Raw genomic sequence first — 14,737 nt, 5'->3', positions numbered from 1 at the left:
AAACTTTACATTCCTCGCCTAAACGCCTTGAACAACACAAAAAAGAGGGCTGAAACAAGCCGCCCTCCCGGCAGCCTATTACAGCCCTCAGTCCGCATCCAACGCGGTCTCTCCTCTCCATAGATTCAATTGCTGTTCCAGTTTACTGGGTAGAAATCTCGAACTGCGCACCTGCATCTCCGGCGAAAACAATGGATCCTCCCGCCGGCAATGCAACCTGATCCTTGTCCTCGATGATGCTGAAGTAGACGCATTTTCCACTCGCATCATAAACCGCGAAGGAGGCATTCGAGGACATACTCACCTTAACGGTATTGCCCACGTCTTCCTCGCTTATCGTATACCACTTAGCGTATCCGCTCGCTGGAATGGTAACGTTTGACTCCTTAGCGATATTCAAGGGCTTGACGTTATCCTCGCTCACTAAGATCATTCCACGTTGTTCCAGGTACTCAACGCCTTCCTCCGTAAAGAATGTTAAACCTGAGAGATCCCGCCCACTCGTTCCCGGTATTTGCAATTCGGAGATTGCCGTATTGGGGCCTGTTATACGTTTATCCAAGACATACCCCGGCAATGGCTTGGACACATCCAATTGATAGGACATCTGGAACAAATAATTGACTGACGTATACTTCTCATTCAACAGATAATATTTTTTGCCATCGCGCCTGCTCCATGCCTCTGTTGTCTCTGTCGGAAGATCTTGGGGCTGAAGCTTCTCGGCAAAGTACATAGAACTAGCTATCTGCCCAAGACCCGGCGCTGAAGCATATGAGTTAAGCAGGAAATAGGTGCGGCCGTTGTCCTCCGTTACGAAGCTGGCCATCATTCTTCCGTCCCCACTCCTGAACGTGCCGTCCGACGTATATCTATAGGACTCGATCAGTTGTTTCGATATGACGGACATAAGGCCGCTTTCCGTAATATTAATGTTCATCGTTGCATCAGACGAGCCATAGATCCCCGCATACTGGAGCATGGACTCCGGCATATCAGCCTTTACCGGCTTGCCATACGACTTCTCAGTCTTGAACTCGGCAATTGTCCCTTTCTCCTTCAGCGCCTGAAGCAGAATCTCGTTCGCCAGAAGCTGGTTGATCCCGCTGTTTCCTCCGGAAGTGACGACCGCGGCTGCTATATCCTGCTCAGGAAGCACAACGAGCGATGCGTGATAGAAAGTAAGTTTCCCGCCTTTGGTCAGCGCCTTCATCCCATATTCACTGAAGGGATACAGATTAACACTGTCCCAGCCAAGGCCGTATGCCAATGAGTTATCCGCATCGTCAGGCCACAAAGACGTCTTGTATTCGTTCTGGGTCATGGCTTCAGCTGATTGGACGGACAATATTTGTTCTGCTCCCCCTGTAAATAGTTGCGAGAATCGAACCAAATCCTCTGCAGTAGAATAGATGCCCCCAGATCCGATTGTGTTGACCGTCTCGTTGGGAAGTTGTCCTGTATAGGCGGGATAATAGAGTCCCGCCATCTCGGCCGTGTTCGGAGAATCGAGCGGCGTCACCGTATTGGCCATGCCTAAGGGCTCCGTAATATATCGATGGATATAAGAGGTAAAGTCCATGCCGCTGACATACTCGACCAGAATCTCGGCCAGCGTAAATCCATCATTGCAGTATACCGAGAATGCGCCCGGGTCCGCCTTCAAGGTCTGTCCGGCCAGTTGCTCCAGCAGTGTGTCGTGAGCGTAAGTATCGTTATCTTCGAATAGATAGACATTTATCCCCGTCGTTCCGTTCAGACCGGAAGAATGATTTAACAGCATACGCGGCGTAATCTGCTTATAACGCTCATCTCTCATCGTAAACTCGGGGATATACTGGACGATCGGCGTATCGAGATCGATTTTCCCCAGGTCGACCAACTGCATGACGGCAACCGTGGTGAATATTTTGCTGACCGAGCCTGTCCCATACATCGTGTCTTTGGTCAGCGGCTTCTGTCCTTGCTCATCATTCTTCCCAGTTTGGCCGGACACGACGATATTGCCATGATCGATAATGGCGTACTGCACACTGTTCGTGTCGTATACTTTCGTGAGAAGATCAGCCTTCTCCCTTGCAACTTTCCGGGTTTCATCGTAGTTGAACACAGCCTCGTTCGGATCGGTCTGCTTCTCTACCGGCGTATAGTCTCCATCACAAGAGGTTAGCAGCAAACTGAAAGCCAGTAATACCAGGAAGGTCAAGCGAGTATTCTTAAACACCTGTCGTAGAAAGCTCATGCTTTGTATCCCCCTTATTTTTGTTAAGATAGATTATAATGGATAAACCTTTGATTTCCCTTTGAAGAACGACTACATCTTGAGATTGTAGTCCAAGCCTCTTGCTGTTTGAATACATTGATCGCATCTCCGTTATGACACTCCATAACCTCGTACCCTTCATTTGATGGACGTATATGAAAATAGGGTAATATATTAAAGTTTATTTGCGAGTCCTCTCACAGAAAATATTCCCAGTCAATTTTATGCTATTGAAATCTCGTTGATTTAATGATGAATGGTTCTCTTGTTCAGCTATGTTCCGACACGGATGATCATGACGCCTATGCTACAATAGAGTGATAAAGGGGGAGTCATGATTGAGTAAGCAAAAAATCGTGATTATTGGCGCAGGGATTGTCGGAGCGTCCGTGGCATATCATCTGGCCAAACGAAACCAAGATGTAACCGTGATTGAACGACACCCCGCCGCGGCGCGTGAAGTCACAGAAAAATCATTTGCCTGGATTCATACGACGCATAAAGTAGCTCCCGTATTCAGGCATTTGTACGATGCGGCCGTGGAAGAATACCATACGCTTCAGCAAGAGCTGTCCGAACTCCAAATTCAATGGCACGGAGCGCTGACTTGGGACAATCCGACCCTAGGGGAGCAACTCCACTTGCAAAAATTAAACCGGGAGCAGCTTGAGGCATTGGAGCCGAACCTGAAGGAATATCCGGAGGAAGCGATGTTTGCCAGCGAAGAAGGCGCGGTGGACCCGATCGTGTTAACGGAGCTGTTGTTGAGCAAAGCGCGGGAGTACGGAGCAAAGGTTCATTTCGATACCACCGTTACGCCGCTGCAGCAAGAAGATTCCCGCCTGGTCGGCGTCCACACGTCCAAAGGTTTTCTGGAGTCGGATATCGTGGTATTGGCCGCAGGTACAGGCATACCGGAACTTTGCAGCCCGTTAGGCTGTCCCGTACCTGTAACGCCGTCGCCTTCCATTCTGATTCGAATGAAAACGGAGAATAGACTCATACGCACATTAATCTCTAATGCACAATTGGAGGCGCGTCAACCGACGGATCAAGTGCTGCTAGCTGCGGAAGATTACATCGACGAGTCTAAGGAAAACGGACCCGATGCGGTCGGCAAGCGAGCGTTCGCGACGTTGAGCCGCAGTTTGAAGGGCGGGGAACAATTAGAACTGGAAGGCATTAAGGTCGGCATGAGACCCATGCCTGAAGATGGCTATCCGATTGTGGGCTACCACGATCACATAAAGGGACTTTATCTGACGGTGATGCATTCTGCGATTACACTGGCACCGCTGATTGCGCGTCTGGCGGCAAGTGAAATCATCGACCGGGAATCAAGAAGCGAATTAGACCCTTGCCGGCTCTCTCGTTTTAAGGACGGCACTATCAAACTTATAAAAGATGGAGGTTCAAAATGAAAAGTGAGCAAAATAACCCGTTAGCCAGATTGCCTGAAGGAGCCAGCTTTCATGTGAAAAGTTCGGATATCCCTGACAACCTTGTATTATCCGCACCGCAGCTTTCAGGAAAATTCGGAGTAGAAGGCGGGCAAGATATTTCGCCCCAATTGAAATGGTCCGGCGCCCCGAAAGGAACAAAAAGTTACGCGGTTACGGTGTATGACCCCGATGCTCCGACCGGATCAGGATTTTGGCACTAGTCTGTCTGCAATATTCCCGTTGACGTGACACAACTGCCATCTGGGGCAGGCGGCGAGGACGGCTCCTGTCTCCCGAACGGAGCTATTCAATTGAACAACGATGCCTCGTTTGCAGGTTATATTGGTGCTGCGCCGCCAATTGGAGATGGACCGCACCGCTACTATTTTATTGTTCATGCTTTGGATGTTGAGGATATAGGTGTCCAGACTAATTCAACACCGGCCTTTCTAGGCTTTCAAATGCTTACCCATACTTTAGGCAGAGCGGTACTAGTAGCAACGTTTGAAAGATAATATACGTGTCCAACGTTAATGCGCGACAAGAAATTTTTGTTGCGCATTTTATTTTTCACATCTTCTTGTCGGATTCTTTTTCATGCTCTAACTGTTCAGAAATGCAATCATTTCTCTATTAACATAATCAGCGCCCTCAATAAATCCATTCTCTAACCAATCGCCGGAAAACGAATCGTAACCGTTGTGCCGCGTCCTGCCACACTGCCAATATAGATAAAACCCTGATGTTGGTCGACGATCCAGCAGGCGATCGATAGTCCTAAGCCCGCTCCATGATTCCCTCTATCTCTAGCGGAATCTCCGTTGTAAAAGCGATTAAAGACGAGTGGCAAATATGCGGACTAATCAGACCGACAAAAAAATCGAACCGCCGAGCCGCTACGCTCCCCGAAGCAAGTCGTGTTACAATTCACAGAACACACTAACAAAGGAGAACGATAGCAATGAAAGAAACGGTGAACTGGAAAAATGGCGCTCATGGGCATAAATTTATAGCTTCTTTTAGCGGGGGAAAAGATAGCGTTCTGGCTCTGTATAAATCTATGTTGGTTGGAGAAGCGATCGGACTGATTGTTATGATGGAGGAAGAAGGAAAACGTTCCAGATCCCATGGAATGCCTCCGGCGCTTATCCATGCCCAAGCTGAATCGATCGGCTTGCCCCTTTATACTGCAGCTGCAAGTTGGGGCGACTATGAAAACAAATTTATGGCTCTTTTAAAACACGCAAAGCGTCAAGGCGCAGAAGTATTAGTCACAGGAGATTTGGATGTGCCTATTGAGGACTGCTGGCATGACAAGGTTACCCAAAATGCCGGCCTAAAGCTTGGCATGCCCCTATGGGAAATGGATCATTATGAAGCCGTCAAAGAGTTTATTGATCTCGGCTTTATATCGACTCTGGTCACAGTAAATCTATCGCTGGGGATGTGGGAAGAAGATTTAGGACGAACGTTAACTTACGACTACATTAAGGAGCTGCAAGCTCGTGGTATTGACCCGTGTGGAGAAGGCGGCGAGTTCCATACCACCGTAATCGATGGCCCCATCTTCAAGCATCCTATTCCTGTTCGCAAATGCAGCATTGTTAAGAACGGCGATTATGCCTTTTTGCCTTTGGAACTACTGGGCACTTGAAGAAGGTAACCTTTGCAATCTGGTCTTTTTTAAATATTCAAACCCTTCCCGTTGGTCGACCTTTCCTTGGGCTTCTCTACAGTAGGCTCCAGGGTTCTTACAACTGCCTTCCTCGAACTCTTGTATGCAAGCTGTTTTCAAGAAGCTCAAAAAGGGCTGCAACAGTCTGCCCATCGGCAATCTGTCACAGCCCATATCCCGCGTATTTTTCCGTCGCGCGCTGCTTATTTCATCTTTATTAACTACGAATGAGATTCTCCCATAACGCCGAAGGAAAAGTGATAGTCTCCAAATATTTGTAGATACTGTTATTGCAACAAAAAAATACAGCCGGCCTCTTAAGGGAGCTGCATTTGTTTAAAGGCTTTTAGTTGGATGGAATGATTCGAATATCCTTATCCAAATTGGCAAGCATCATGTAATTCCGATTGAAAGTAAAGATGCGTTTAATCTGATAATAGGACATAGTGACAGCAGTCAATGCTTCACTGAGAGAGAATCGAAGCTCAGGCCTGTCTATAAGCAGTCTGCGCGATTCCCTCACAAATTCGGGGCCGCTGGAGATGACCTCAAGCTTTCCGTTACTCACTGCTTTATCAATTGCATTCAGAAAAAATTCTGCCTGCTGATAGCTGTATTCATTGCAGAGCCATTCGTGAAGATCAAATATAATGGCGTTGGTCGTCACGTAATTACGTTCAAGATCATGTAAATCCAGAAACAGGGAACGAGCTTTTATGTAGCGGGGGTTTTCAGGGTTCATTAAAGCGGCTAAAGCTGTTTCATCCAGAAAAATGGTATTTTGAACGTTCAAATGGTTATCCATATGTCGGCACTCCTTACTTCTCTAGTTTGCAAATACCATCCAAATACAGAAGCGGGTTATCTTCCTTTTGATCCACTGAGATGGGGGTTGATTCGTATTTGCCGTTTACGCTTACCAGGTACTGGACAATGATTTCATTGACGATCGCTTGCACATTCGTACGTTGCAGATCGGCGATGGCTTTCAGCTCAACATAATATTGCGGATTGAGTTCTATAGTACCTTCTTCTTGATCTTCGCCTTTTGAAGATATGAATCCGGAAGCGGTAGACTTCGCTTTTTCGTATTGATTTTGAATGAAGCGTTTGTATTTATTCTCCATCGAGATTCACTCCTTCTATCTATCTTTTATAAAGTTTCGTCGAATACTGTCGATTAAAGGGGGTGATGTCGGGTGAAAAGCTAATTTCTGGTTTCCTTCAAGATGAAGGGGTTTTTATTAAAATAAAGCAGAATCCACTTTCTCCAACTTCTTGTTTGCAAGTTGTTGAACGAAAACGCAAAAAAAGAGCCGTGACAACTCGCCCTCCTAGCAAGCTGTCACAGCCCTCAAACCGTGTCCAACGCTGTCTCTCGCCTCTAACTCATCCCCCGTCGCCTCATGATTCTCGCTGTATGAGATCCAATTACCCCAGCTTCTTACTCTCCCTCGCCCCCTATGTACACAGTGCTGAACGATGTATCGAGCAACGCCGAGCGTTGTCGCAGTCAGATGCTTGCTGAAAATGTTCTCAGAAGGCGAACGTTGACTCCTTGTTAACTTAGACGCCCCTGAGCACAACGCAAAAAAGTACATCGCCACATAAGCGATGTACTTGAAGCTGCATCCTATATCGCCGCTTAAACTTTCTTCTCGTCCCCCACCGCCACCGGATTCTAGCTGTACGAGATCCAATCGCTCCAACTCGATTCCATGCCGGCCGTCCCGTATATACGGTCGTCCTCACAGGCAAGATGCTGGAATGCGGAAGCCAGACTGTCCGCAAATTTTAATTGAATCGATCCATGCCGCTCGACTTGTCTAGCTGCTGCAGTCTCTTTGACGGCTTCGGGCAGCACGACAACAATCCATCGCAGGTGCGCATGTTGGAGGATCGGCAGAGCTTTCAACATCGAATCCAGAGTGGCGACCGCCCTTTCGGCGATAATCCGATTATCGATCAGGAGGTGAAAGGGCTGCGTCGCCTCTTGCAAAGCCATGTGCGCATCCGCAGCGATATCCCGGAAATCCTCCATTGTTACCACCGGTTCAAAATGCGTCAAAGCCAAAATATGATTTTGCACCAGCCACCCTGCTTTATAACGCATGCTTAACTCCCCTTTGTTATGTGGTCAAATATATTGTCGACTATATGCCCATAGCGCCTCAGCTTCTTGGCCTACGGGCAAAGGAACGCGGAAACGCATTGGGCGATCCTGCTTCCAATGCACCCCCGAATGCTTCTCCAAGATCAGCCGACCCAAATAAGTGCTGCCTTTGGCTATCGGCTGACCGAACATTCGAGACAAAAATCGGAACAGCAACGGTGCCTCTTGGAACAAATTCGTTCGGACCATTCCCGGATAGCAGGTATGTACGCGTAACTGCGGATATCGCTTGGCGAGCTCAGAAGCATAGAGATCGACCGCAAGCGCTGCCTTCATCGCGGATGATAGACCGGCTTGAGGTTCAGCCCAAGAGGTCGAAGCATTCTTGTGGACGCCATTACCTCCTACCATAACGATGCATCCGTCAGGTACGATCTTGTTCTGCTGAAGAAGCATCTCCGATAACGCGAATTTACTCAAATAGTTTGTTGCGAAAGTCGTCTCCAACCCTTCATTGGTAAGCCGTGCCTCTTTGTCGGTAGATATTCCTCCCGCACACAGCGCCAACGCATTAATCGGCCCTTCGAGCTGTTCCGCTAACCGACGTACATCCGACATCTTGGACAGATCTGCATAGAGGTAGTCGGCCCCCAGCTCGGCGGCAATCTTCTCGCCTTGGGTTCGATTACGACCGACGATCATTACCTCCCAACCGCGTTCCGCGGCAAAGCGCGCCGTCCCGTAACCGATTCCGCTTGTTCCTCCTGTAACTACGATTCGCATAATATGCCTCCCCATATTAATTAGGATCCTAGCTATAAAACAAACATAATTCATCTTCATACTAATAAACGCACCATTGCACTCACCCCCCCCCCCTCTTTAATCGTAAGGATCCTAGCTATAAGCGTAGGCGGAAAGCCCCTATTGATAATACTCCTTATCCCCTAGATTCTTGGCCACTCGTTGCAGCCACTGTCCCAGCAAATCTCTCTCGGCTTGCGTGAACCCTTTAAGCATCTCGTTCTCGAATTCCAGAATAAGACCGACCAGCTTACCGAACACCTCGTTGCCCTGCTGCGTGAGCGTCACAACGTTAGCCCTTCCGTCCGTGTGGCTAGGCTTGCGGGAGATGTCTCCCCGAGCCTCCAGCTTATCTAATATTCCGGTCAACGTCGCGGATGTAATTCCACTATGATGCTGGAGCTTCTGCTGCTCCAATCCCCCGGATTGAGCCAAATAACCCAGGATCTCGAATTGCGAAGTCGTCAGATTGAATGTGCTTAACCGCACGTCAAGCTCTTTGCGCATAATAATATAGGTTCTTTTCAAGTAAAGGATAGATTGAGACATGCGGTATGGCTCCATTCTGCGATCATGTCGATATTACTAGCATCCTAATTATATGTTAGATGTTTCCAGAATGTCAACCGACTTCGCCTCATAAGTATCTCAAGTTGCGCTTGTCGTTCAGCCCGACCTTGAATTTCGGCATACAAATAAAACGGAGCTACGACGATTTCCGCACGTAACTCCGTTTCTCTTGTCACGACTAGGGAGTCGATATTCGAACTCACTCGCCTCCTCTATGAAAACATCGTTGATTTCGTGTTGATTATCGATTTTGTTTCCTCAAGTTGTTGACTTGCTCTGGAGTCGGAAGCCAAACAGTTAACACTAACGACTTGGAAGGCAACTCGCCATGGTTAGACAGGCTTAAGTATAACGAGCATGATCACTTGGTCGGCTACGCCCTCTCTGTTAGTACTTTCAGGAGTGATGCGTTGACTCCTTGTTGACTCAGAACATAGAAAAATACATCGCCCGGGCATGCAAGCTACATGGCGATGTATTCAACGGCACATACTGCTACATGTTTTTAGGTTCTTCCTCGTCCCCCACAGCCACCGGATTCTCACTGTACGAGATCCAATCGCTCCAGCTCCCCGCGTACAGCCTTACATTCGTAAAGCCCGCTTCCTGCAGAGCAATTACATTCGGCGTTGCTGTTACGCCCGAGCCGCAATACACGATGAGCTCGCGGTTCTTATCTAGATCGGCGAAGCGCTCCGCTTGCTCTGCCCCATCCTTCCAGCTGCCGGATGCCGTGAGGCCGTCCTTCCAGAATCGATTGATGGCGCCCGGAATGTGGCCCGCTACGCGGTCAATCGGCTCCACCTCGCCACGATAGCGCGGTGCTTCACGGGAATCAATCAGCGTAACGCCATCTCTATCCAACAGCTCCTGCACTTGATCCATCTCCACTAGCATCGTATGCTCGACCGTTGCCAGGAATTTCGTAGGTGCAGGCTCCACAACCTCGTCCGTTACCGGATGTCCTTCATTTGTCCATGCGGCAAATCCTTCGTCCATCACATACACTTGCTCATGGCCCAAATATTTCAGCAGCCACCACAGCCGGGAAGCCATCGCTCCCCCTTGATCGTCGTAAGCTACCACTTTCGTCTCATTGCCGATCCCTGCGCGGCTAAGCGCAACGGTCAGATCGAATATATCCGGCAGAGGATGACGGCCGCCATGCTCATCCACTGGGGCGGACAAATCCTTCTCCAAATCCAGATAGACCGCTTCTGGAATATGAGAAGCCTCATAGGCCTCGCGTCCAGCCTCCGGCTTGCCAAGTACAAAACGGCAATCGGCGATAACGACATCCGGCGCTCCGATTTGCTCCTTCACCCATGCCATGGAAACAATATTGTTCATGTTTAATCCGTCCTTTCACATTCAACCCATGCGTCCTATTATACGGATTTTTGCCTCATCACAAAAGTCCGCTCCATTTTTATTTTCATCTATCATAAAAAAGCCCGCTGCGCCTGCATACAGCGCCACGGGTTCGTGTGGAATACTTCTATGAAATTCCTATGAAATTTCTCGACAGCAACGATAGACAGCTTGCGGTCACGCCTAATTTCGGTGTATTATAAGGTATGAAACACAAATAGCCCTTTGTGCGAAAAAGGGACATGCATGCGAGCGATGACAAGGTGCGAACTTGAATATCGCCTTGCTGTATTCCATTTGTGTCTTCCATCAATCTCATAAGGAGGTGTCCTCAATGGCTAAAGACGTTCTTTGTGAAGTCGACTCCTGCCGTCACTGGAGCAACGGCAACAAGTGTGCTGCTGAACAAATTTACATCGTTTCCAAACACCAAGCTAGCACATCGTCGGAAACAGACTGCAAAACATTCGAAGTTAAATAAGCCACATGGAGAAGGAATACATCAGGTGTTCCTTCTTCTTTTTTGATTTTATCAAGAACGATAATTATTATCAAGTCTTTTCTGCTGGAAAATGTAGTTTCCTTCCCAACTCCACATCTTCATACCTGGCTCAAACCTATACCCCTCTCCACTTCCCATACATTCCCACAGAAAGAAGCTGTCGCTTTTTTACAATACAATAACGGACATCCTAACCTACACTACTTCTAAAACGTTGGGAGCGATGAATATGAGCAGATTTGGAATGTATGTCAAATTCACAGCGAAACCCGGTGAACGGGATGCGCTGGTGGAGATATTGCTGGAGGGCGAAGCCGCCATGCAAGCCATGGAGGAATGCGAGCTGTATATCGTCAATGTCTCGGATACCGAGTCGGATGCCATATGGGTGACTGAGGTATGGAGTAGTCCGGAAGCTCATCGCGCCTCCCTCGACCATGAAGACACCAAAGCCTCTATTGCGCGCGCCATGCCGTTAATCGCAGGAGTGGAGTCAACAACAATTAGACCTGTCGGCGGAAAAGGATTACGATTTTAATACCCGTTCCGTTCACTCGAAGAAGTCCTGCCTCCACATAAGACAGGACTTCCCTGTAAACCAACTATTCGTTCAAAAAGGTCGTAGCCCGGTTTTGAATCAGTCCGGCTGCTTCCTCCGCAGACTTCTGCCCGCTGAAATAAGCGACTGACTCCTCCCCTACAATGGCAATTACTTTCCCGTCGAGAACCGCATATTGATCCGCCTGATCCAACAGTTGATGGAACCGGTCAAATTCCGCATCCTCTGCTTTTACCGTTTTGCCGTCATACAGCTGCAAGGTGCCCGCCTGGATTTGCTCCTTGATCTCGTCCAGCTTCCTCTCGTTCACCGATTTGAGCAGCGAGAATCCGCTGCGTTCCGGTATCGACTGCCCCTCTTCGGACAAGAGGAAGCTGAGCAGCTTCCACGCTTCCTCCTGCACCGGGGATTTCTCCCGAATCGCAAACGTGGAGGATGGGATGATCCGCATCATGCCAGATTGCTCTGCGCTATGCGGCTTTTGCAGCAGCCGAGGGTGATCGAACATGGTATGCGTTACATTAATTACGTCGGCCGGCTCACGCAATACGGCAGAATAAAATAATTGCTTGTCAAGCTGCCCTGGCTCGGCGGTCATTACGCCTTCATCGTACATGTTCTTCACCTGTTTCAGTAATGCCACAAATTCCGGAGTATTGAACTTTGCTTTTTTCGCCGCCTTATCCACGTATGTGCTGTAGCTGTCTACCGTCATTTCCTGCATCAGCATATCCGGTGTATAATCAGCCATTGCATACAAGCCCTCTTCACTCTGCGTCAGCCTCTTACCAATATCGGCAAAATCCTGCCAGGTCCAAGTCTGCTCATTGATGCCCGCGTCCTTCAGCCTCTTTCCATCTCCGATGAACGCTCTCACCGAAAATCCGGACGGAATCGCATAGTTTCCGCCTTTTTGCTTCATCGCCTTTAATACATTCATGTACATATGGTCTGGCTTCAGAGTGTCGTCCTGGTTCATTAAATCCTCCATATTCAGGAGAAGTCCTTTCTCGACATATTCGTTCGCGGGCAACCCGTCTATCAGCTCAAGAACATCAGACCCTTTCCCGGATAATAAAGCCGTATTCATGGACTTCCGGTATTCCTCCGAATCCCCGGCTTTATCCTCCTCTCCAGCCTGCTTATAAGCTTGAATCTGCAGATCGATGTCCGGATGTTTGGCTTCGAATTTTTTCTCCAACGCTTCATAATAGGGTGTAGACTGCATAATGGATAACGTTAGCACGGTTTTTTCATCTTTCGTTGCCGTCCCGTTCTCTTCTGTCTTTGCCCCGCCTTCTCCCGTACCGCAAGCAGTCATAGCTGCCAGCATGATTGCCGCCGATAACACGGTTACACCTAATCTTTTCATCATGTCTCTATACCTCTCATCTTTAAAATTTTTTATTGCAGACGAATCCGGTTCCCGTCCTGCAGCGGCTCGCTGCTTTCCAGAATGATTAGCTCCCCTTCATATAGCCGATCTGCCGGAATCATCGTCTCCCGCTCCGTGAACTCGCTTGCCTCAATCGCAATCTTGCGGGCCACAAACACATTGCCCAAAGCCCCCCTCTGCTGCTCCACCTTGAATATAAATCGCTTCTCGCCTTCCCGATGAATCGCCTCGTTCGGGATCAACCATCCCTTCCCGGCTGAAGCCCGATTCAGCTTAACCGAAACCTGCTCCCCCCCTTTCAGGGTGATGTCGGACACATGGATGCGCAGCTGCTTCTGTCGAATGACTGCTTGCGCTCCCCCGCCGCCTTCGGCCAAGCTCGCGGACCGAGAGCTCTCATCGGCAATCCCATCAATTGTGCCTTCCATTGTGCGTGCTGGCTGCTCCCCCTCCGCTGCGACTCTCAGCTCGATAGGCTGCTTAACCGCAAGACCTAAACGATCAATAAGCTCACCATTTGCCATGATTTCCAGCCGATAGCCCAAGTCGCGGTTTGTGATCAACACATCCGGCTGACCCGTAGAGACGAGACCTTCTACTGCGTTCACCTTCGTCACAACCCCGCCGAACGGAGCGGCCAGCTCTCTTTGCCGGTTCAACTGCTCCCGCAGCCCGTCGATCTTACGCTGCTGCATCGATAGATCGATATTGCGCGTTGCCAGCTCCCGCTTAACGTCCCGCGTAGCCGACTCATTCCCTTCGATCATCGACAATTTGAATTGGTCCTGCACGCCTTCCAGCGCGATCGTCAGCTTCTCCAGCTGCGCAAGCTCGTCCGCAAGCTCCCTCTCGGCTATGGTGCTGTCGTACACGATAAGCTTCTGCCCTTTCTGGACGGCCTCTCCTTCCTTCACAAGAACCTGCCGGACCTTCCAGCCGGCCGGGTTCGGCAGCTCCGCTTGATTAACTGGCAGCAATACACCGCTGCCCTCCAGCTTATAAGCGATTCCTCCAATTGCTGCCTGCTCCGCCCTTACCTTCGGCAAGGTAACCGACTGCAGCGTATTGCTGAATAACGTGAAGAACAGCAGCATTCCAGTCAACAGCAGCAGCACGGCGGATATCCATCTTTTACGATTACGATCAACCCGCTCCTTTGATAGCTCCATCCTTGCCTTCTCCTCCTACCCCTTGATCCCGGACAATTGAACACCTTCGATGAAATACGTCTCCGCATACAGGAACAACAGTACCATCGGAGCCATATACAGCATCGATGCGGCAAACACCGTATCCCATTCGCCGCTTAGCCTCGACAGAAATACCGATAAAGGCTGCTTAAACGGATCATTGATAAAAATCAGCGGCTGCTCGACCATATTCCAATAATCCACAAATAGCAGCACGACCAGAGCGGCAATCCCCGGCTTCACCATCGGCAAAATAACCGTCAGAAATATTCTGAGATGGCCGGCTCCGTCTATCTTGGCCGCTTCGATATAGGCATAGGGAATATGCAGCATGAACTGGCGCAGCATGAATACGCCGAAGGCGGCAAAGATGCCCGGAAGGATCACAGCACCCGAAGTATGCAGCAAGCCCAGCTTATCCGCCATAATATAGTTCGGAACAAGTGTGACCTGAAAAGGCATGAGCATCGTCAGCAGATACACGAGAAACAGAGAATCACGACCACGAAAGTTCAGCTTCGCAAAAGCGTAGGCTGCCAGCGCCGCGACAACCGTCTGTCCAAGGATAATCGGTACGACCAGGCCTGCCGAATTCCAAAATAGCAGCAAATAGTTAGGCGAATAGACCAGCAGCTCGCCGTATTGCGCCAAGGTCACCTTGTCCGGCAGCCATTTTAAATTCACGAATGTATCGGCACCCGTTGACGTTACCTCCGTGAGCTTCCCGATCACCCCATAGTTGATGCTCAGCTCCTGCTTGCTCATCAGCGAATTGGTGAAGGTAATGACAATCGGGGACAATAGCAGCAAACCAATCATCCCCATTAACGCCGTTAACAACACTTTATGTAT

At 49.2% G+C, this 14,737-nt stretch carries 15 protein-coding genes and 1 pseudogene; 5 read left to right on the top strand and 11 right to left on the bottom strand.

Going from position 1 to position 14,737, the window contains the following annotated elements:
* Positions 1 to 142: 142 nt before the first annotated feature.
* Positions 143 to 2,242, bottom strand: a complete 2,100-nt coding sequence (locus tag AC0YNW_RS09030) for a serine hydrolase domain-containing protein (RefSeq protein ID WP_475831658.1) — start codon at positions 2,240 to 2,242, stop codon at positions 143 to 145.
* Positions 2,243 to 2,601: 359 nt separating this feature from the next.
* Between AC0YNW_RS09030 and AC0YNW_RS09025 the strand changes: the two genes are divergently transcribed.
* Positions 2,602 to 3,684, top strand: a complete 1,083-nt coding sequence (locus AC0YNW_RS09025) for an NAD(P)/FAD-dependent oxidoreductase (protein ID WP_475831657.1) — start codon at positions 2,602 to 2,604, stop codon at positions 3,682 to 3,684.
* Positions 3,681 to 4,220, top strand: a pseudogene (locus tag AC0YNW_RS09020) (YbhB/YbcL family Raf kinase inhibitor-like protein). The gene AC0YNW_RS09025 and the pseudogene AC0YNW_RS09020 overlap by 4 nt, the downstream one beginning before the upstream one ends.
* Before the next feature lie 152 nt (positions 4,221 to 4,372).
* On the opposite strand, the gene AC0YNW_RS09015 reads toward AC0YNW_RS09020, so the two are convergent.
* On the bottom strand, positions 4,373 to 4,555 hold the full coding sequence (locus AC0YNW_RS09015) for an ATP-binding protein (protein ID WP_475831656.1): 183 nt from the start codon (positions 4,553 to 4,555) through the stop codon (positions 4,373 to 4,375).
* 111 nt (positions 4,556 to 4,666) lie between these two features.
* Between AC0YNW_RS09015 and AC0YNW_RS09010 the strand changes: the two genes are divergently transcribed.
* Entirely contained in the window at positions 4,667 to 5,359 is a 693-nt protein-coding gene (locus AC0YNW_RS09010) for a Dph6-related ATP pyrophosphatase (protein ID WP_475831655.1), read from the top strand.
* A gap of 367 nt (positions 5,360 to 5,726) precedes the next feature.
* Here AC0YNW_RS09010 and AC0YNW_RS09005 read toward each other — a convergent pair whose 3' ends face one another.
* From AC0YNW_RS09005 to AC0YNW_RS08980, 6 genes are all read right to left on the bottom strand, one after another.
* Positions 5,727 to 6,185, bottom strand: coding sequence for a type II toxin-antitoxin system VapC family toxin (locus tag AC0YNW_RS09005; protein WP_475831654.1), 459 nt, complete (start codon positions 6,183 to 6,185; stop codon positions 5,727 to 5,729).
* Positions 6,186 to 6,198: 13 nt separating this feature from the next.
* Complete coding sequence (locus tag AC0YNW_RS09000) at positions 6,199 to 6,507, bottom strand: hypothetical protein (protein WP_387470317.1); 309 nt, start codon at positions 6,505 to 6,507, stop codon at positions 6,199 to 6,201.
* Between the two features lie 554 nt (positions 6,508 to 7,061).
* Positions 7,062 to 7,493 carry a hypothetical protein gene (locus AC0YNW_RS08995; protein WP_475831653.1) on the bottom strand — a complete coding sequence of 144 codons (432 nt, stop codon included), beginning with the start codon at positions 7,491 to 7,493 and terminating at the stop codon, positions 7,062 to 7,064.
* A gap of 24 nt (positions 7,494 to 7,517) precedes the next feature.
* Complete coding sequence (locus AC0YNW_RS08990; protein ID WP_475831652.1) at positions 7,518 to 8,276, bottom strand: SDR family NAD(P)-dependent oxidoreductase; 759 nt, start codon at positions 8,274 to 8,276, stop codon at positions 7,518 to 7,520.
* A 141-nt stretch (positions 8,277 to 8,417) separates the two neighbouring features.
* On the bottom strand, positions 8,418 to 8,846 hold the full coding sequence (locus tag AC0YNW_RS08985) for a MarR family winged helix-turn-helix transcriptional regulator (protein ID WP_475831651.1): 429 nt from the start codon (positions 8,844 to 8,846) through the stop codon (positions 8,418 to 8,420).
* Positions 8,847 to 9,362: 516 nt separating this feature from the next.
* Complete coding sequence (locus tag AC0YNW_RS08980) at positions 9,363 to 10,217, bottom strand: sulfurtransferase (protein WP_475831650.1); 855 nt, start codon at positions 10,215 to 10,217, stop codon at positions 9,363 to 9,365.
* Positions 10,218 to 10,572: 355 nt separating this feature from the next.
* Between AC0YNW_RS08980 and AC0YNW_RS08975 the strand changes: the two genes are divergently transcribed.
* Both AC0YNW_RS08975 and AC0YNW_RS08970 read left to right on the top strand, forming a co-directional pair.
* Entirely contained in the window at positions 10,573 to 10,719 is a 147-nt protein-coding gene (locus AC0YNW_RS08975; protein ID WP_119800084.1) for a DUF1540 domain-containing protein, read from the top strand.
* A 250-nt stretch (positions 10,720 to 10,969) separates the two neighbouring features.
* The gene (locus tag AC0YNW_RS08970; RefSeq protein ID WP_475831649.1) at positions 10,970 to 11,278 is read left to right on the top strand and encodes a putative quinol monooxygenase; all 309 of its coding nucleotides are present in this window, start codon (positions 10,970 to 10,972) and stop codon (positions 11,276 to 11,278) included.
* Between the two features lie 64 nt (positions 11,279 to 11,342).
* Here AC0YNW_RS08970 and AC0YNW_RS08965 read toward each other — a convergent pair whose 3' ends face one another.
* Genes AC0YNW_RS08965 through AC0YNW_RS08955 form a run of 3 tightly spaced genes read right to left on the bottom strand, consistent with a single transcriptional unit; the run spans position 11,343 to position 14,710 of the window.
* Positions 11,343 to 12,674, bottom strand: coding sequence for an ABC transporter substrate-binding protein (locus AC0YNW_RS08965; protein WP_475831648.1), 1,332 nt, complete (start codon positions 12,672 to 12,674; stop codon positions 11,343 to 11,345).
* 29 nt (positions 12,675 to 12,703) lie between these two features.
* The gene (locus AC0YNW_RS08960) at positions 12,704 to 13,864 is read right to left on the bottom strand and encodes an efflux RND transporter periplasmic adaptor subunit (RefSeq protein ID WP_475831647.1); all 1,161 of its coding nucleotides are present in this window, start codon (positions 13,862 to 13,864) and stop codon (positions 12,704 to 12,706) included.
* Between the two features lie 15 nt (positions 13,865 to 13,879).
* Positions 13,880 to 14,710, bottom strand: coding sequence for a carbohydrate ABC transporter permease (locus AC0YNW_RS08955; RefSeq protein WP_475832195.1), 831 nt, complete (start codon positions 14,708 to 14,710; stop codon positions 13,880 to 13,882).
* Between the last annotated feature and the right edge of the window lie 27 nt (positions 14,711 to 14,737).

The sequence above is a fragment of the Paenibacillus sp. J31R120 genome (assembly GCF_056269225.1).
This window is presented reverse-complemented; position numbering and strand designations above follow the sequence as displayed.

Bases quoted from the DNA above. Each gene is read 5' to 3' on its own strand.
- AC0YNW_RS09030 (WP_475831658.1), bottom strand. From the start codon at position 2,242: ATGAGCTTTCTACGACAGGTGTTTAAGAATACTCGCTTGACCTTCCTG.
- AC0YNW_RS09010 (WP_475831655.1), top strand. From the start codon at position 4,667: ATGAAAGAAACGGTGAACTGGAAAAATGGCGCTCATGGGCATAAATTT.
- AC0YNW_RS09005 (WP_475831654.1), bottom strand. From the start codon at position 6,185: ATGGATAACCATTTGAACGTTCAAAATACCATTTTTCTGGATGAAACA.
- AC0YNW_RS09000 (WP_387470317.1), bottom strand. From the start codon at position 6,507: ATGGAGAATAAATACAAACGCTTCATTCAAAATCAATACGAAAAAGCG.
- AC0YNW_RS08995 (WP_475831653.1), bottom strand. From the start codon at position 7,493: ATGCGTTATAAAGCAGGGTGGCTGGTGCAAAATCATATTTTGGCTTTG.
- AC0YNW_RS08990 (WP_475831652.1), bottom strand. From the start codon at position 8,276: ATGCGAATCGTAGTTACAGGAGGAACAAGCGGAATCGGTTACGGGACG.
- AC0YNW_RS08985 (WP_475831651.1), bottom strand. From the start codon at position 8,846: ATGTCTCAATCTATCCTTTACTTGAAAAGAACCTATATTATTATGCGC.
- AC0YNW_RS08980 (WP_475831650.1), bottom strand. From the start codon at position 10,217: ATGAACAATATTGTTTCCATGGCATGGGTGAAGGAGCAAATCGGAGCG.
- AC0YNW_RS08975 (WP_119800084.1), top strand. From the start codon at position 10,573: ATGGCTAAAGACGTTCTTTGTGAAGTCGACTCCTGCCGTCACTGGAGC.
- AC0YNW_RS08970 (WP_475831649.1), top strand. From the start codon at position 10,970: ATGAGCAGATTTGGAATGTATGTCAAATTCACAGCGAAACCCGGTGAA.
- AC0YNW_RS08965 (WP_475831648.1), bottom strand. From the start codon at position 12,674: ATGATGAAAAGATTAGGTGTAACCGTGTTATCGGCGGCAATCATGCTG.
- AC0YNW_RS08960 (WP_475831647.1), bottom strand. From the start codon at position 13,864: ATGGAGCTATCAAAGGAGCGGGTTGATCGTAATCGTAAAAGATGGATA.
- AC0YNW_RS08955 (WP_475832195.1), bottom strand. From the start codon at position 14,710: ATGGGGATGATTGGTTTGCTGCTATTGTCCCCGATTGTCATTACCTTC.